The organism is Pseudomonas sp. Pseusp10 (assembly GCF_059492225.1).
Map to the genome: position 1 here is coordinate 976,841 of NZ_CP168528.1, position 17,176 is coordinate 994,016.

Consider the following 17,176-nt stretch of genomic DNA (forward strand, 5'->3'; position numbering starts at 1 on the left):
GAGTCTCTTATGTTTCCCGAAAGCTTTACCTTTTCCATCGCCGACTGGGTCAACGGTTGGGTCGATTCGCTGGTCACCAACTACGGCGACGTGTTCCGGCACATCTCCGACACCCTGTTGTGGGCCATCGTCAATCTTGAAAGCCTGCTGCGTGCGGCGCCCTGGTGGCTGATGCTGGCGATCGTGGCAGGCGTGGCCTGGCACGCGACCCGTAAGGTCGTGACCACGGCGGTGATCGTCGGTCTGTTGTTCCTGGTGGGTGCGGTCGGCCTCTGGGACAAACTGATGCAGACCCTGGCGCTGATGATGGTGGCGACGGTCATTTCTGTGTTGATCGGCGTGCCGCTGGGCATCCTCTCGGCGCGCAGCAATCGCCTGCGTTCGGTGTTGATGCCGTTGCTAGACATCATGCAGACGATGCCGAGCTTCGTGTACCTGATCCCGGTGCTGATGCTGTTTGGCCTGGGCAAGGTCCCGGCGATTTTCGCCACCGTGATCTACGCCGCGCCGCCGCTGATCCGCCTGACCGATCTGGGCATTCGCCAGGTCGACGGCGAAGTGATGGAAGCGATCAACGCCTTCGGTGCCAACCGCTGGCAGCAACTGTTCGGCGTGCAACTGCCGCTGGCCCTGCCGAGCATCATGGCGGGTATCAACCAGACCACCATGATGGCCCTGTCGATGGTAGTGATTGCTTCGATGATCGGTGCCCGTGGCCTGGGTGAAGACGTACTGGTGGGGATTCAGACCCTCAACGTCGGACGCGGCCTTGAAGCCGGTCTGGCGATCGTGATTCTGGCTGTGGTGATCGACCGCATTACACAGGCGTACGGTCGTGCACGGCATGAGGTGAGCAAATGAACAACGCAACCGTGAGCAAAATCGAAGTCAAAAACGTCTTCAAGATTTTCGGCAACCGTGCCAAGGATGCGCTGGCCATGGTCGGCCAGGGCAAGACCAAGGATCAGGTGCTGGCCGAAACAGGCTGCGTGGTTGGCGTGAACGACCTGTCGCTGAGCATTGGTAGCGGTGAGATTTTCGTGATCATGGGCCTGTCCGGTTCCGGCAAGTCGACCCTGGTACGCCACTTCAACCGCCTGATCGATCCGACCAGCGGCGCGATCCTGGTGGATGGCGTGGACATCCTGCAATACGACATGGAAGCCCTGCGCGAATTTCGCCGGCGCAAGATCAGCATGGTGTTCCAGAGCTTCGGCCTGTTGCCGCACAAGAGCGTGCTGGACAACGTCGCCTACGGCTTGAAAATCCGTGGCGAAAGCAAAGCCATGTGTGCCGAGCGTGCGCTGCACTGGATCAACACCGTGGGCCTCAAGGGCTACGAAAACAAATACCCGCATCAGCTTTCCGGCGGCATGCGCCAGCGTGTAGGCCTGGCCCGCGCCCTGGCGGCGGACACCGACATCATCCTGATGGACGAAGCGTTCAGCGCCCTCGACCCGCTGATCCGTGCGGAGATGCAGGACCAGTTGCTGGAACTGCAAAAGACCCTGCACAAGACCATCGTCTTCATCACCCACGACCTCGACGAGGCCGTGCGCATCGGCAACCGCATCGCGATCCTCAAGGACGGCCGCCTGATCCAGGTCGGCACGCCGAAAGAGATCCTGCATTCGCCGGCAGATGAGTATGTCGACCGCTTTGTGCAGCGTCGGGCGGCGGTGGTCTGAGAAAGTTGTGGTAGCTGGGCCGGCCCCTTCGCGGGCAAGCCCGCTCCCACAAGGATTGGTGTCGAACACCAGTTTTGATTACACCAGCAACCACTGTGGGAGCGGGCTTGCCCGCGAAGGCGTCAGTGAAGCTGCATCAATATTCGGGTTTGTACGCAGAGGTTGAAGATGTCCCAGGCTGAAAAAATCGTTATCACCGAAGCGCAGGTCACTTGGCAGGATGTGGTCGCCGTCGCCCGTCATGGCGCACAGCTCGAGCTGTCGGCGCCGATCTGGGCGCGCATCGAAAACGCTCAAGCCATCGTCCAGCGCATCGTTACCAGCGGCGAACGTGCCTACGGCATCAACACCGGCCTGGGCGCGCTGTGCAACGTCTCGCTGCAGGACGAACAACTCAGCCAGTTGTCGCGCAACACCTTGCTCAGCCACGCCTGCGGCGTCGGTGCACCGCTGACTGACGAGCAGACCCGCTCGATCATGTGCGCCGCGGTCGTCAACTACAGCCACGGCAAATCCGGCCTGCACCGTCAGGTCGTCGAAGCGCTGCTGGCACTGCTCAACCGTGGCATCACCCCACAAGTGCCGTCCCAGGGTTCCGTGGGCTACCTGACCCACATGGCGCACATCGGCATCGCACTGCTGGGTGTCGGCAATGTCAGCTATCGCGGCCAGGTCGTTTCCGCGCAGCAAGCGCTGGCCGAAGAAGGCCTGCAACCGGTCAAGCTAGGGGCGAAAGATGGTTTGTGCCTGGTCAACGGTACGCCGTGCATGACCGGCCTGAGCTGCCTGGCGATTGCCGATGCCACGCGTTTGCTGGAATGGGCCGACGTGATCGGTGCCATGAGCTTCGAAGCCCAACGCGGACAGATCGACGCGTTCGATGCCGAGATCATTGCGCTCAAGCCGCACCCAGGCATGCAGCAGGTCGGGATCAACCTGCGGGCCTTGCTCGACGGCAGCGAAGTGATTGCCCAGAGCAAAGGCATTCGCACGCAAGACGCCCTGAGCATTCGCTCGATCCCGCAGGTGCACGGCGCCGCGCGCGATCAATTGGTACACGCGACCAAACAGATCGAAACCGAACTCAACGGCGCCACCGACAACCCGCTGGTGCTGGGCACCGCCGACAATTACCGCGTGGTGTCCCAGGCCAACCCCCACGGCCAGTCCGTGGCAATGGCGGCGGACCTGCTGGCGATTGCCATGGCAGAAATCGGCTCCATAGCCGAGCGTCGTCTGGATCGCTTGATCAACCCGCACGTCAGCGGTCTGCCGGCGTTCCTGGTGGCCAACCCGGGGGTGAACTCCGGGATGATGATCGTCCAGTACGTCGCCGCTTCGCTGTGTGCAGAGAACCGTCAACTGGCGCAACCGGCGGTGCTGGATAACTACGTGACTTCGGGCCTGCAGGAAGATCACCTGAGCCTGGGCACCAACGCCGCACTGAAGCTGCATCGCGCGCTGGAAAACTGCACGCAGATCCTCGCCATCGAGTACCTGTTGGCGGCCCAGGCGTTTGAGTTCCTCAAGGAGCAACGCTTCGGTGCCGGCACCGATGTGGCGTGGCGTCTGCTGCGTGAACGTGTTCCTGCGTACGATCAGGACCGTTGGCTGGCGCCGGATATCGCTGCGGCAGCCAGCGTTCTGAAAAACCCTGTTTTGCTGCAAAAAGCTTTACCGAACTTGAACTGATTTCCATACACAACCAGCGTGCCAAGGCGCCAGCCCCCTCAACAAGGGGGAAGCGACGGACAACGGATATCTCCGGAGCGTCTGGTAGTTAACAACACACTCTCAAAAGGAGCATGAAATGACTGCGCTTAATTTGATTCCCGGCCAACTGAGCCTTGCCCAACTGCGTGATGTCTATCAGCAACCGGTTAAAGTCACCCTCGACAACAGCGCCTCGGCCCAGATCGAAGCCAGTGTTGCCTGCGTGGAGCAGATCCTCGCCGAGAACCGCACCGCTTACGGTATCAACACCGGTTTCGGCCTGCTGGCCTCGACCCGCATCGCCAGCGAAGACCTGGAAAACCTGCAGCGCTCGCTGGTGTTGTCCCACGCCGCCGGTGTCGGCCAGCCGATCAGCGATGAGCTGGTGCGTTTGATCATGGTGCTCAAGGTCAACAGCCTGAGCCGTGGTTTCTCCGGCATCCGCCGTGTGGTGATCGACGCGCTGATCGCCCTGATCAACGCCGAGGTTTACCCGCACATTCCACTGAAAGGCTCGGTCGGTGCTTCCGGTGACCTGGCGCCTCTGGCCCACATGTCGCTGGTGCTGCTGGGCGAAGGCAAGGCTCGCTATAAAGGCGAATGGATGGAAGCCACCGAAGCGCTGAAAGTCGCCGGTCTTGCCCCGCTGACCCTGGCGGCGAAAGAAGGCCTGGCGCTGCTCAACGGCACTCAGGTGTCCACCGCTTTTGCCCTGCGTGGCCTGTTCGAAGGCGAAGACCTGTTCGCCGGTGCTCTGGCCCTGGGCGGCCTGACCGTTGAAGCGGTACTGGGTTCGCGCTCGCCGTTCGACGCACGCATCCACGCTGCCCGTGGCCAGAAAGGCCAAATCGACGCCGCTGCCGCTTATCGCGATCTGCTGGGCGAGCGCAGCGAAGTCTCCGACTCCCACGAAAACTGCGAAAAGGTTCAGGATCCGTACTCCCTGCGCTGCCAGCCGCAAGTCATGGGCGCCTGTCTGACCCAATTCCGTCAGGCTGCCGAAGTGCTCGCTATTGAAGCCAACGCCGTCTCCGACAACCCGCTGGTGTTCGCCGCTGAAGGCGACGTGATTTCCGGCGGTAACTTCCACGCCGAACCTGTGGCCATGGCCGCTGACAACATGGCGCTGGCCATCGCTGAGATCGGCTCCCTGAGCGAGCGCCGTATCTCGCTGATGATGGACAAGCACATGTCGCAACTGCCGCCATTCCTGGTGGCCAACGGTGGCGTGAACTCCGGCTTCATGATCGCCCAGGTGACCGCAGCGGCCTTGGCCAGCGAGAACAAGGCGTTGTCCCATCCACATTCAGTGGACAGCCTGCCGACTTCCGCCAACCAGGAAGACCACGTCTCCATGGCTCCGGCAGCGGGCAAGCGTCTGTGGGAAATGGCCGAGAACACCCGCGGGATTCTTGCCGTTGAATGGCTGGCGGCGGCTCAGGGCCTGGACCTGCGCGACGGCCTGAAAACCTCGCCAAAACTGGAAAAGGCCCGCGCCATCCTGCGTAACGAAGTGCCGTTCTATGAGAAGGACCGCTTCTTCGCGCCGGACATCAATGCGGCGTCTGAATTGTTGGCCTCGCGCTGCCTGAACGAGCTGGTGACGGCGAAGTTGCTGCCTAGCCTGTAATGGCCCCTTCGCGAGCGAGCTCGCTCCCACATTGGAATGCGTATTCCTGTGGGAGCGAGCTTGCTCTCGATTCGATTTAGCGTCGAATAACAATAATTAGGGACGAGAAATGCAACAGCCAGAAAAAGGTTTGAAACGCGGGCTTTCTGCCCGACATATTCGCTTCATGGCGCTGGGGTCGGCGATCGGCACCGGGCTGTTTTATGGGTCTGCCTCGGCCATTCAAATGGCCGGGCCTGCGGTACTGCTCGCTTACCTGATCGGTGGCGCGGCGGTGTTCATGGTCATGCGCGCCCTCGGTGAGATGGCGGTGCACAATCCGGTGGCTGGCTCTTTCGGCCAGTACGCCAGCACCTACCTGGGGCCGATGGCGGGCTTCATCCTCGGTTGGACCTACGCATTCGAAATGGTCATCGTCGGCATGGCCGACGTCACGGCATTTGGTATCTACATGGGCTTCTGGTTCCCGGAAGTTTCCCGCTGGATCTGGGTGCTGGGTGTCGTTTCCATCGTTGGCGGCTTGAACCTGTGCAACGTCAAAGTCTTCGGTGAAATGGAGTTCTGGCTGTCGCTGCTCAAGGTCGCGGCCATCGTCGCGATGATCCTGGGTGGTTTCGGCATCATGTGGTTCGGCATCAGCTCGGCCCCCGGCCAAGCGACCGACATCAGCAACCTCTGGACCCAGGGCGGTTTCATGCCTAATGGCATGGGCGGTCTGATCGCTTCGTTCGCGGTGGTGATGTTCGCGTTTGGCGGTATTGAAATCATCGGCGTAACGGCAGGTGAAGCCAAGGACCCGCAGCACGTGCTGCCCCGGGCGATCAATGCCGTACCGTTGCGGATCCTGCTGTTTTACGTGCTGACGATGCTGGTGCTGATGTCGATCTTTCCATGGCAGCAGATCGGCAGCCAGGGCAGCCCGTTCGTGCAGATTTTCGACAAACTTGGGATCAGCTCGGCGGCCACCATCCTCAATATCGTGGTGATCACGGCGGCGATTTCGGCGATCAACAGTGACATCTTCGGCGCTGGCCGCATGATGTTCGGTCTGGCCCAGCAAGGACATGCACCGAAAGGCTTCGCCCGCCTGTCGCGCAATGGCGTGCCATGGATGACGGTCGTGGTGATGAGTGCCGCGCTGCTCTTGGGCGTGCTGCTGAACTATCTGATCCCGGAAAACGTGTTCCTGCTGATCGCTTCCATCGCGACCTTTGCCACGGTGTGGGTCTGGCTGATGATTCTGGTGACCCAAGTGGCCATGCGCCGCTCCATGAGCGCCGAGCAGGTTGCACAACTGAAATTCCCGGTACCGCTCTGGCCCTATGCTCCGGCGGCGGCGATCGCCTTCATGCTGTTCATTTTCGGCGTGCTGGGTTACTTCCCGGACACCCAGGCAGCGCTGATTGTCGGCGTGGTCTGGATCGTGTTGCTGGTGCTGGCTTACCTGACGTGGGTGAAACCGGCGGCGGGCCAAGCAGCCCTGGTGACGCAGGACCCTACTTTTTCTCATCGATAACCTAATGGAGGCCAAGGATGAAAACTCTCTGGCAACACTGTCACGTCGCAACCATGGCACAAGGTGTCTACTCGATCATCGAGGACGCGGCCATCGTGACGTCAGGAGCGCACATTGAGTGGATCGGCCCGCGTGGTGAGTTGCCGGCGGGCGAGTATCCGGCCGTCAATGATTTGAACGGGGCCTGGGTCACACCGGGCCTGATCGACTGTCACACCCACACGGTGTTTGGCGGTAACCGCAGCGGCGAATTCGAACAGCGCCTGCAAGGCGTCAGCTACGCGGAAATCGCAGCCAGCGGTGGTGGTATTGCCAGCACCGTGCGCGCCACCCGCGCGGCCAGCGAAGACGAGTTGTTCGCCAGTGCCGCCAGGCGCCTGAAAAGCCTGATGCGCGATGGCGTCACCAGCATCGAAATCAAGTCTGGCTACGGCCTGGACCTGGCCAACGAGCGCAAGATGCTGCATGTGGCCCGTCGCCTCGGCGCCGAACTGCCGGTCAGCGTGCGCAGCACCTGCCTGGCGGCTCATGCCCTGCCGCCGGAATACGTCGATCGCGCCGATGACTATATCGATCACATCTGCGCCGACATGCTCCCGGCCCTGGCCGCCGAAGGTCTGGTCGACGCGGTGGACGCGTTCTGCGAGTACCTGGCGTTCTCCCCGGCGCAGGTCGAGCGGGTGTTCATTACCGCCCAGGAACTGGGCTTGCCAGTGAAGCTGCACGCCGAGCAGTTGTCGTCGCTGCACGGCTCGAGCCTGGCGGCGCGTTATCACGCGTTGTCCGCCGATCACCTGGAGTTCATGACCGAGGACGACGCCATCGCCATGGCCAAGTCCGGCACCGTTGCGGTGTTGCTGCCCGGCGCTTTCTATTTCCTGCGGGAAACCCAGTTGCCGCCGATGGATGCGCTGCGCAAACACGGTGTAAAGATTGCCATCGCCAGCGACCTCAACCCAGGCACCTCGCCCGCGTTGTCGTTGCGCCTGATGCTGAACATGGCTTGCACCTGTTTCCGTATGACCCCGGAAGAAGCGCTGGCGGGCGCGACGATTCACGCTGCTACCGCGCTGGGCATGGCCGCCACCCATGGTTCGCTGGAGGTCGGCAAGGTCGCGGATTTCGTCGCTTGGCAAATCGATCGTCCGGCCGACCTGTCGTACTGGCTGGGCGGCGACCTGGAAAAACGCGTCGTGCGCCACGGCGTCGAATCAAGTTTGTAGGAGATCTGTTGTGGATAAGGTACTGAACTTCAAACAAGGCCGCGTACCGCTGCTGATCAGCATGCCTCACGCCGGTGTGCGTCTGACACCTGCGGTCGAGGCCGGGTTGATCCCACAGGCGAAAAGCCTGCCGGACACCGACTGGCACATCCCTCAGCTGTACGACTTCGCCGCCGAACTGGGTGCCAGCACCCTGGCCGCCGAGTATTCGCGATTCGTCATTGACCTTAACCGGCCATCCGACGATAAACCGTTGTACGTCGGTGCGACCACTGGCCTGTACCCGGCCACGCTGTTCGACGGCGTGCCGTTGTTCCGGGAAGGGCTGGAACCTTCGAAAGAAGAGCGCGCCACCTACCTTGAGCAGATCTGGACGCCGTACCACAGCACCCTGCAACAGGAACTGGCGCGGTTGAAAGCCGAGTTCGGCTACGCGCTGCTGTTCGATGCGCACTCGATCCGCTCGCTGATCCCGCACCTGTTCGACGGCAAACTGCCGGACTTCAACCTCGGTACCTTCAACGGCGCCAGTTGCGATCCACAGTTGGCCAGTCAGCTGGAAGCCATCTGCGCGCGTCACGACAATTACACCCACGTGCTGAACGGACGCTTCAAGGGCGGCCACATCACCCGCCATTACGGCAATCCGGTGGAGAACATTCACGCGGTGCAACTGGAGCTGGGGCAGTGCACCTACATGGAAGAGTTCGAGCCGTTCCGTTATCGCCAGGATCTGGCGGAGCCGACGCGTGTGGTGCTAAAGGAGTTGCTGCAAGGGCTGCTGGCCTGGGGCGAAAAACACTACAAAGCTTAATGCTTGGTATATAACCCTGTGGGAGCGAGCTTGCTCGCGATAGCGGTCTGTCTGTTACATCTATGTTGACTGATCCACCGCCATCGCGAGCAAGCTCGCTCCCACAGGTATGTGTTTATCTTGAAAGCGCGTCGGGACAGTCGCCACCGTGCAAAACACGGTCGCCACAGGTCGCTTTCATCGCTCGTCTGCTGCGTAATGTTCTGGCCACGGTGCACAAAGACACCGGCCCGACAATAATCCGCTGCCGCACGAGAATGCTCTCTATGACAAGCCCCAAAGGTCTGTTCACCCGCTGTCTCTCAATCTTCTGCGGCACCGCTCTGTTGAGCGCCGGTGCCATGGCCGCGGACGACGCCTCCTGCAAAACCGTGCGCATGGGGGTGGTCAACTGGACCGACGTGATTGCCACCAGTGGCATGGCCGATGTGTTGCTCAACGGTCTCGGCTACGAAAGCAAGCAAACCAGCGCCGTGCAGCAAATCATCTTCGCCGGCATCCGCGACAAGCGCCTGGACATCTTCCTGGGTTACTGGAAACCGGCGATGGATAAAAACATCGCACCGTTCGTGGCTGCCAATCAGGTGAAGGTCATGGATAAACCGAGCCTGGCCGATGCCCAGGCCACCCTCGCGGTCCCTGACTACGTGGCAGCGGCCGGTCTGAAAACCTTCGCCGACATCGCCAGATTCAAGGATCAGCTCGGCGGCAAGATCTACGGCATCGAGCCGGGCAGCGGCGCCAACACAACGATCAAGACCATGATCGAGACCAATCACTTTGGCCTGAAGGACTTCAAACTCATCGAGTCCGGTGAGGCCGGCATGCTCGCCGCCGTACAGCGGGCAGTAAATCGCAAGGAATTCGTGGTGTTCGTTGGCTGGACCCCGCACCCGATGAACATCAACATGAAGATCGCCTACCTGACTGGCAGTGAAGATGTCTACGGTCCGAATGAAGGCGCAGCGACCGTCTCCAGCGTGACTGCCCCGGATTACGCCGAGCGCTGCCCGAACGTCAATCGACTGCTGGAAAACCTGACCTTCACCGCTGCCCAGGAAAGCCAGTTGATGGTGCCGATCATGGAGCGTCAAACCGCTCAGGATGTCGCGAAAAAATGGCTGCGTGACCATCCCGAAGACTTGCAGCGCTGGCTGGCGGGTGTCAGCAGTTTCGATGGCAAGGATGGCGTGGCAACAGTTCAGGCCAGCCTGAAGAACTGACACCAAACCTGTAGGAGCGAGCTTGCTCGCGATAAACCTGAGAACGCCGCGGGATATCAGGCTTACCGCGTTATCGTTGACGATCATCGTCGGAACGCCGCCCGGAGCAAGCTCGCTCCTGCAAGGACACACATTCCTCTGAACGGGCACCCGGCTCATGGCTTCTTACCCGCTTTCCAGACAGATGACGGCATTCGTCGAGAAAACCGTCAGTTTCAACAGCTCCGACAGCAGCATCACCGGGTTGCGCCAGGCCTACAGCGAGATGTGCCGGGCATTTAGCCCGGCACGCCCCGCCGGGTTATATGTGGTCGATTTCGAGTTGGCCGGCGTTGCTGTTCGTTCCTATCAACCGCCGGCCAGTGGTGCGTCCTGCATCGTTTACCTGCATGGCGGTGGCTGGGTGGTGGGGGACCTGGATTCTCACGATTTCATCTGCGCCGAGTTGGCATCGACGCTAGGTGTGCTGGTGATCGCCGTCGATTACCGCCGGGCACCGGAGTATCCGTTTCCCGCCGCGTTCGATGATTGCCTGAAGGTCTGGCGAGCACTGCGCAACGGGCCGTTTCAACTCGACCCGCAGCGTATGCTGGTGGTCGGCGACAGTGCCGGTGGCAACCTCGGGGCGGCGTTATGCCTGGCGCTGCGCGATGCCGGCGAACCGGTGCCGTGCGCGCAGGTTCTGATCTATCCCGGATTGGGCGGCGATCACCGGCTGCCGTCGCGCAGTGAGTGCATCGACGCGCCGTTGCTCAGCAGCAGTGACGTCGATTGCTATCACGCGCTTTACCTGCGCGGCACCCGCCAACCAAACGCCTACGCCATGCCATTGCTGGCCCGGGATTTCAGTGGACTGCCACCGGCATTGATCGCCGTGGCGCAATTCGACCCGTTGCGTGATGACGGCGTGTTGTATGCCGAGCGACTGAATGCGGCAGGCGTGGCTGCCACACTTTATGTCGGCGCGGGTTTGGTTCATGGCTGTTTGCGGGCCCGTGGGCAGGCGGTGGAGGTCGATGCGCTGTACGAAACCTTGTTTGGTTATCTGGCGGCAAGACTCTGATTCCGCATGGGCATGCTCATTGACGTAATTCGGGTTTATGATGCCGGACGGCAGAATAATAGAAGTCCCCCCAGGGATGACCTCGACCCCTTACGGAGCGCGCAATGCAGACTTTGTACCCGCAGATCAAACCCCACGCCCGGCACGATCTGGCCGTCGATGCGACCCACACCCTGTACGTCGACGAAAGCGGTTCACCGGAAGGCTTGCCGGTGGTGTTCATCCACGGCGGCCCCGGTGCCGGATGTGATGCCCAGAGTCGGTGCTTCTTCGATCCCAACCTGTATCGCATTGTCACTTTCGATCAGCGCGGTTGCGGTCGCTCCACCCCCCACGCCAGCCTGGAAAACAACACCACCTGGGATCTGGTCGCCGACCTTGAGCGGATTCGAAAGCACCTGGGCATCGACAAATGGGTACTGTTTGGCGGCTCCTGGGGTTCGACCCTGGCGCTGGCCTATGCGCAAACCCATCCTGAACGGGTACACGGCCTGATCCTGCGCGGGATCTTTCTCTGCCGTCCGCAGGAAATCGAATGGTTCTACCAGGCCGGCGCCAGCCGTCTGTTCCCCGATTACTGGCAGGACTACATCGCGCCGATCCCGCTGGACGAGCGCGACGACTTGCTCAGCGCGTTCCACAAGCGTCTGGTCGGCAACGACCAGATTGCCCAGATGCACGCGGCCAAGGCCTGGTCCACCTGGGAGGGCCGCACCGCGACCCTGCGTCCTAACCCGCTGGTAGTCGATCGTTTCTCCGAGCCACAACGTGCATTGTCGATTGCCCGCATCGAATGCCACTACTTCAGCAACCACGCCTTCCTGGAGCCGAACCAGTTGATCCGCGACATGGGCAAGATCGCCCATTTGCCAGGCGTGATCATCCATGGTCGCTATGACGTGATCTGCCCGCTGGATAACGCCTGGGAACTGCACCAAGCCTGGCCGAACAGCGAGCTGCAGGTCATCCGCGATGCCGGTCATGCCGCTTCCGAACCGGGGATCACCGACGCGCTGGTACGCGCAGCCAATCTGATGGCCCGGCGTCTGCTCGACCTGCCGCCTGAAGAAGCATGAAGGGCCTGCTGCAACGCGTGCGCGGCGCGCGAGTCGAGGTTGCGGGCGAAGTCGTGGGTGCCGTCGATCAGGGATTGCTGGTCCTGGTCGCCGTCGAGCCCGACGACACGCGGGCCAGCGCCGACAAACTTCTTAATAAGCTGCTTAACTATCGGGTGTTCAGTGACGCTGAGGGCAAGATGAATCTGTCCCTGGCGGATGTGGGCGGCGGGCTGCTGCTGGTCTCTCAGTTCACCCTGGCTGCCGATACTAAAAACGGGCTGCGTCCGAGTTTTTCGACCGCGGCCCCTCCGGCGCTGGGCGAGGAGCTATTCGACTATCTATTAAGCAAAGCGAAACAGGTGCATGGCACTGTGGCATCAGGTAGATTCGGCGCGGATATGCAGGTGCATCTGGTCAATGATGGCCCGGTAACCTTCCTGTTACAGACCTGAAAGCGCTTGAAACAAGTTTTTAAGCTCATTTCGACTGAAAACAGGGATTTTTCGCGATAAATACTTTGTTACCCCTGATGCGTTGTAACGCGGCCTACTAGATAATCGCGCGCTACGGGGATCAGCGTTCGTTGGTCCATTTTGACTTAGGTAGAGACTTGTCCGGATCCGATTGGGGAATCATTTCGCCCCAGCGGAGTCGGAACAATGCTCGCCAACTTGGCAAGAGTGGTCTGCAAGGGCGGTTTTTTCATACCGCACACCGTGCAGGCCCTTTAACTGGCCGTTGGTTTTTTGATCTGTTTTCGGCGAGGGTTGCTCGTGATTGTTAGTCCCTGTAACGCACCAAAATTGTCCGCCAAACGGTTACGCAGCGCCCTGGTAGCGGGCTCTGCATTGCTCTGCCTGCTCAGCGCCGGCCAGCTTTGGGCATTCAGTCTGGATGATGTATCGGCCAAGGCAAAAGAGCTGGCCGCGCAGAAATACGAAGCGCCGCGCAGTAACCTGCCGAACGAGTTCCGCGACATGAAATTCGCGGACTATCAGAAAATTCGTTTTCTGACGGAAAAAGCCGAATGGGCCGATCAGAAGACGCCGTTCAAGCTGTCCTTCTATCACCAGGGCATGCATTTCGATACGCCGGTGAAAATCAACGAAATCACCGCGAACACCGTCGAAGAGATCAAATACGACCCAAGTCGTTTCGACTTCGGCGACATGAAATTCGATCCCAAGGCCACTGAACAACTGGGCTATGCCGGTTTCCGTGTGCTGTACCCGATCAACAAGGCCGACAAGCAAGACGAAATCATGACCATGCTCGGCGCGAGCTACTTCCGCGTCGTCGGCAAGGGTCACGTCTATGGTTTGTCCGCTCGCGGCATGGCGCTTGATACCGCATTGCCGTCCGGCGAAGAATTCCCGCGTTTCCGCGAGTTCTGGATTCAGCAGCCCAAGCCAGGCGACAAGCACCTGGTGATCTTCGCCCTGCTGGATTCTCCTCGTGCCACCGGCGCCTATCGCCTGACTCTGCGTCCGGGCAGTGACACCATCGTCGACGTCAAGGCGCAGATGTTCCTGCGTGACAAGGTCGGCAAACTGGGTATCGCCCCGTTGACCAGCATGTACCTGTTCGGCGCCAACCAGCCGTCGAAAGTACTGAACTACCGTCGCGAGCTGCACGACTCCAGCGGTCTGGCGATCCATGCCGGCAACGGCGAGTGGATCTGGCGTCCACTGAACAATCCGAAACACCTGGCCGTGAGCAACTTCAGCGTGGAAAACCCGCGCGGGTTCGGTCTTCTGCAACGTGGCCGCGACTTCAGCCACTATGAAGACCTCGACGACCGGTACGACAGGCGCCCAAGCGCCTGGATCGAGCCGAAGGGTGACTGGGGCAAGGGCACCGTCGATCTGGTCGAAATTCCGACCGCCGACGAAACCAACGACAATATAGTGGCGTTCTGGAACCCGGAAAAATTGCCGGAACCTGGCCAGCCGCTCGATGTCGCTTATCGTATGCACTGGACCATGGACGAATCGGCGATTCACGCGCCGGACAGCGCCTGGGTCAAACAGACCCTGCGTTCCACCGGTGACGTCAAACAGTCCAACCTGATTCGTCAGCCGGACGGCAGCGTTGCCTACCTGGTGGACTTCGAAGGCCCGTCCCTGGCGGCATTGCCGGCCGACGCGGAGGTTCGCAGCCAGGTCAGCGTCGGCGACAACGCCGAGCTGGTGGAAAACAGCGTGCGCTACAACCCTGAAACCAAGGGCTGGCGCCTGACCCTGCGGATGAAGATCAAGGATCCGGGCAAGGCCACCGAGATGCGTGCCGCGCTGGTACAGAACATCGTGCCTGCGGATCTGGCCAAGACGTCGATTCCGTCGTCGAACTCCTCGGTTGCCAAGGCCGACAAGGTTGCCGCCAAGCAACAAGAGAAAGAGGACAAGGAAGCCAAGCAAGCGGAGGCCAAGCAGTCTGACGCGAAGCCTGTTGCAGATGCCAAGGACAAGGCCAATAAAGACGCCAAGCAGCCTGTCGCTGCCGACGCGGCCCCAGCCACACCGGAATCGGCCCCGACTGAAGAAGTCCTGACCGAGACCTGGAGCTATCAGTTGCCTGCCGATGAGTAACTTTCAAGTACGGCCAGAATCTCTTTCCGAGTATCTGGCGCATCTGCCGATGACCGACGAGCAGCGCGCGGAACTCGCGGGCTGCCAGTCTTTCAGCGAATTGCATGAACGCCTGTCATCGTCGACGTTCGATGCCCCGACCGACGCCGCCCAGGCTTCGGTCGGCAAACGCCTGACCCTGAGCACCGCCGAAGAGCTGCAGGACGCGGAAATGCTGGCGCTCGACGCCAACGGCCGGGTCTGCCTCAAGGCGACTCCACCTATTCGTCGGACCAAGGTCGTGCCGGAGCCGTGGCGCACCAACATTCTGGTGCGCGGCTGGCGTCGGATGACCGGTCGCACCAACCCGCCGAAGCCGCCGAAGGACGAACGGGTGTTGCCTGCTGCGCGCTGGCGCACGGTCGGTTCGATCCGTCGCTACATTCTGTTGCTGCTGATGCTCGGCCAGACCATCGTCGCCGGCTGGTACATGAAAGGCATCATGCCGTACCAGGGCTGGTCGTTCGTCGACCTCAACGAAGTGCTGCACCAACCGCTGCTGCAAACCGCCACGCAGGTGCTGCCGTATGCGTTGCAGACCAGCATCCTGATCCTGTTCGGGATTCTGTTCTGCTGGGTATCGGCCGGTTTCTGGACCGCGCTGATGGGCTTCCTCGAGTTGCTCACCGGTCACGACAAGTACCGTATCTCCGGTAAAAGTGCCGGCAACGAGCCGATTCCAAAGGATGCGCGCACCGCCCTGGTGATGCCGATCTGCAACGAAGACGTGCCTCGGGTATTCGCCGGCCTGCGGGCGACCTTCGAGTCGGTTGCGGCCACGGGTGACCTGGACCGCTTCGACTTCTTCGTCCTCAGCGACAGTAACGACGCCGATATCTGTGTTGCCGAGCAACAGGCCTGGCTGGACGTCTGCCGCGAAGCCGGTGGCTTCGGCAAGATCTTCTATCGCCGCCGCCGTCGTCGCGTAAAACGTAAAAGCGGCAACCTCGACGACTTCTGCCGTCGTTGGGGCGGTGACTACAAGTACATGGTCGTACTCGATGCCGACTCCGTGATGAGCGGCGAGTGCCTGACCAGTCTGGTGCGCCTGATGGAAGCCACGCCGGACGCCGGGATCATCCAGACCGCGCCACGTGCGTCGGGCATGGACACCCTGTATGCGCGCATGCAGCAGTTCGCCACTCGCGTGTATGGCCCGCTGTTCACCGCCGGTCTGCACTTCTGGCAACTGGGCGAGTCGCACTACTGGGGCCACAACGCGATCATCCGCATGAAGCCGTTCATCGATCACTGCGCCCTGGCGCCGTTGCCCGGTAAAGGCGCGTTCTCCGGTGCGATCCTGTCCCACGACTTCGTCGAAGCCGCGCTGATGCGCCGTGCCGGCTGGGGCGTGTGGATTGCCTACGACTTGCCGGGCAGCTATGAAGAACTGCCGCCAAACCTGCTGGACGAACTCAAGCGTGACCGTCGCTGGTGCCACGGCAACCTGATGAACTTCCGCTTGTTCCTGGTCAAGGGCATGCACCCGGTGCACCGTGCGGTGTTCCTGACTGGCGTAATGTCCTATCTGTCGGCGCCGTTGTGGTTCTTCTTCCTGGTGCTGTCGACCGCGCTGCTGGCGGTCAACACGCTGATGGAGCCGCAGTACTTCCTGGAACCGCGCCAGCTCTATCCGCTGTGGCCGCAATGGCACCCGGACAAAGCGATTGCGTTGTTCTCGACCACCATCGTGCTGCTGTTCCTGCCGAAGCTGTTGAGCATCATCCTGATCTGGGCCAAGGGAGCGAAAGAGTTCGGCGGCAAGTTCAAGGTGACCCTGTCGATGCTGCTGGAGATGCTGTTCTCCATGCTGCTGGCGCCGGTGCGGATGATTTTCCACACCCGTTTCGTCCTCGCCGCGTTCCTCGGCTGGGCCGCGACCTGGAACTCGCCGCAACGTGACGACGACTCCACGCCGTGGAGCGAAGCGGTCAAGCGCCACGGTCCGCAAACCCTGCTGGGCTTCTTCTGGGCCATGCTGGTGATCTGGCTGAACCCGAGCTTCCTGTGGTGGCTGGTGCCGATCGTCGGTTCGTTGATGCTGTCGATCCCGGTATCGGTGATCTCCAGCCGTGTCGGCCTGGGCCTCAAGTCCCGTGACGAGAGCCTGTTCCTGATCCCCGAGGAATACAATCCGCCGCAGGCGTTGCTGGCCACCGACCAGTACACCCACGAAAACCGCTGGCACGCGCTGAACGACGGCTTCGTCCGTTCGGTGGTCGATCCACAGCAGAACGCCCTGGCGTGCTCGCTGGCGACCTCGCGTCACCGTGAGGCCGAGCCGATTGAATGGCTGCGGGTCGAGCGGGTACGCCATGCAATGAAAGTCGGTCCTGAAGGGCTGACCAACAACGAGCGTGTGCAGTTGCTCAGTGACCCGGTGGCCCTGGCCCGCCTGCATGAGCAGGTCTGGAACGAAAGTCATGCCGAGTGGCTGGGCGCGTGGCGCAAGTCGGTCAAGGCCGACCCCCATGCACCGCTGCTGCCGCTCAAGCCGCTGAGCGTCCAGCCTCAGTTGGCCTGATGAAGAAACGCCCCGCTATCCAGCGGGGCTTTTTTTTGCCTGATCGTTCCCAAACCCTTGTGCAAACGGACGAGTAGTTTAGGATCCGTCCCCGAAT

Annotated in this window: 13 protein-coding genes; all 13 read left to right on the plus strand. The window is 61.1% G+C overall.

Annotated features, from left to right (window positions below):
• Window positions 1-9 precede the first annotated feature (9 nt).
• The 13 genes from ACEN8Z_RS04415 (at window position 10) to mdoH (ending at window position 17,079) form a co-directional block, all read left to right on the plus strand.
• The gene (locus ACEN8Z_RS04415; protein WP_007989253.1) at window positions 10-861 is read left to right on the plus strand and encodes an ABC transporter permease; all 852 of its coding nucleotides are present in this window, start codon (window positions 10-12) and stop codon (window positions 859-861) included.
• Complete coding sequence (locus ACEN8Z_RS04420) at window positions 858-1,688, plus strand: quaternary amine ABC transporter ATP-binding protein (RefSeq protein ID WP_007989255.1); 831 nt, start codon at window positions 858-860, stop codon at window positions 1,686-1,688. The genes ACEN8Z_RS04415 and ACEN8Z_RS04420 overlap by 4 nt, the downstream gene beginning before the upstream one ends.
• Before the next feature lie 168 nt (window positions 1,689-1,856).
• Window positions 1,857-3,380, plus strand: coding sequence for a histidine ammonia-lyase (hutH, locus tag ACEN8Z_RS04425; protein WP_495596891.1), 1,524 nt, complete (start codon window positions 1,857-1,859; stop codon window positions 3,378-3,380).
• A 118-nt stretch (window positions 3,381-3,498) separates the two neighbouring features.
• On the plus strand, window positions 3,499-5,031 hold the full coding sequence (gene hutH / locus ACEN8Z_RS04430) for a histidine ammonia-lyase (RefSeq protein WP_108230785.1): 1,533 nt from the start codon (window positions 3,499-3,501) through the stop codon (window positions 5,029-5,031).
• A 109-nt stretch (window positions 5,032-5,140) separates the two neighbouring features.
• Window positions 5,141-6,547 carry an amino acid permease gene (locus ACEN8Z_RS04435; protein ID WP_110662171.1) on the plus strand — a complete coding sequence of 469 codons (1,407 nt, stop codon included), beginning with the start codon at window positions 5,141-5,143 and terminating at the stop codon, window positions 6,545-6,547.
• A 17-nt stretch (window positions 6,548-6,564) separates the two neighbouring features.
• A complete protein-coding gene (hutI, locus tag ACEN8Z_RS04440; RefSeq protein WP_495596892.1) occupies window positions 6,565-7,770 on the plus strand; it encodes an imidazolonepropionase in 1,206 nt (401 codons plus the stop codon).
• A 10-nt stretch (window positions 7,771-7,780) separates the two neighbouring features.
• A complete protein-coding gene (gene hutG, locus ACEN8Z_RS04445; protein WP_495596893.1) occupies window positions 7,781-8,584 on the plus strand; it encodes an N-formylglutamate deformylase in 804 nt (267 codons plus the stop codon).
• 266 nt (window positions 8,585-8,850) lie between these two features.
• Window positions 8,851-9,807 (plus strand): choline ABC transporter substrate-binding protein, encoded by a 957-nt coding sequence (locus ACEN8Z_RS04450; protein WP_008002961.1) that lies wholly within the window; start codon window positions 8,851-8,853, stop codon window positions 9,805-9,807.
• 157 nt (window positions 9,808-9,964) lie between these two features.
• Complete coding sequence (locus ACEN8Z_RS04455; protein WP_495596894.1) at window positions 9,965-10,870, plus strand: alpha/beta hydrolase; 906 nt, start codon at window positions 9,965-9,967, stop codon at window positions 10,868-10,870.
• A gap of 104 nt (window positions 10,871-10,974) precedes the next feature.
• Window positions 10,975-11,946 carry a prolyl aminopeptidase gene (pip, locus tag ACEN8Z_RS04460; RefSeq protein ID WP_008002965.1) on the plus strand — a complete coding sequence of 324 codons (972 nt, stop codon included), beginning with the start codon at window positions 10,975-10,977 and terminating at the stop codon, window positions 11,944-11,946.
• Window positions 11,943-12,380: a D-aminoacyl-tRNA deacylase gene (gene dtd, locus ACEN8Z_RS04465; protein ID WP_007989269.1), complete on the plus strand. Its 438-nt coding sequence runs from the start codon at window positions 11,943-11,945 to the stop codon at window positions 12,378-12,380. Before pip ends, dtd begins: the two co-directional genes overlap by 4 nt.
• A gap of 321 nt (window positions 12,381-12,701) precedes the next feature.
• On the plus strand, window positions 12,702-14,516 hold the full coding sequence (locus tag ACEN8Z_RS04470) for a glucan biosynthesis protein G (RefSeq protein ID WP_495596895.1): 1,815 nt from the start codon (window positions 12,702-12,704) through the stop codon (window positions 14,514-14,516).
• Window positions 14,509-17,079 carry a glucans biosynthesis glucosyltransferase MdoH gene (gene mdoH, locus ACEN8Z_RS04475; RefSeq protein WP_033052211.1) on the plus strand — a complete coding sequence of 857 codons (2,571 nt, stop codon included), beginning with the start codon at window positions 14,509-14,511 and terminating at the stop codon, window positions 17,077-17,079. Before ACEN8Z_RS04470 ends, mdoH begins: the two co-directional genes overlap by 8 nt.
• The last annotated feature ends 97 nt before the right edge of the window (window positions 17,080-17,176 follow it).

Bases quoted from the DNA above. Each gene is read 5' to 3' on its own strand.
- ACEN8Z_RS04450 (WP_008002961.1), top strand. From the start codon at position 8,851: ATGACAAGCCCCAAAGGTCTGTTCACCCGCTGTCTCTCAATCTTCTGC.
- ACEN8Z_RS04420 (WP_007989255.1), top strand. From the start codon at position 858: ATGAACAACGCAACCGTGAGCAAAATCGAAGTCAAAAACGTCTTCAAG.
- dtd (WP_007989269.1), top strand. From the start codon at position 11,943: ATGAAGGGCCTGCTGCAACGCGTGCGCGGCGCGCGAGTCGAGGTTGCG.
- ACEN8Z_RS04415 (WP_007989253.1), top strand. From the start codon at position 10: ATGTTTCCCGAAAGCTTTACCTTTTCCATCGCCGACTGGGTCAACGGT.
- ACEN8Z_RS04435 (WP_110662171.1), top strand. From the start codon at position 5,141: ATGCAACAGCCAGAAAAAGGTTTGAAACGCGGGCTTTCTGCCCGACAT.
- mdoH (WP_033052211.1), top strand. From the start codon at position 14,509: ATGAGTAACTTTCAAGTACGGCCAGAATCTCTTTCCGAGTATCTGGCG.
- hutH (WP_108230785.1), top strand. From the start codon at position 3,499: ATGACTGCGCTTAATTTGATTCCCGGCCAACTGAGCCTTGCCCAACTG.
- pip (WP_008002965.1), top strand. From the start codon at position 10,975: ATGCAGACTTTGTACCCGCAGATCAAACCCCACGCCCGGCACGATCTG.
- hutH (WP_495596891.1), top strand. From the start codon at position 1,857: ATGTCCCAGGCTGAAAAAATCGTTATCACCGAAGCGCAGGTCACTTGG.
- ACEN8Z_RS04455 (WP_495596894.1), top strand. From the start codon at position 9,965: ATGGCTTCTTACCCGCTTTCCAGACAGATGACGGCATTCGTCGAGAAA.
- hutI (WP_495596892.1), top strand. From the start codon at position 6,565: ATGAAAACTCTCTGGCAACACTGTCACGTCGCAACCATGGCACAAGGT.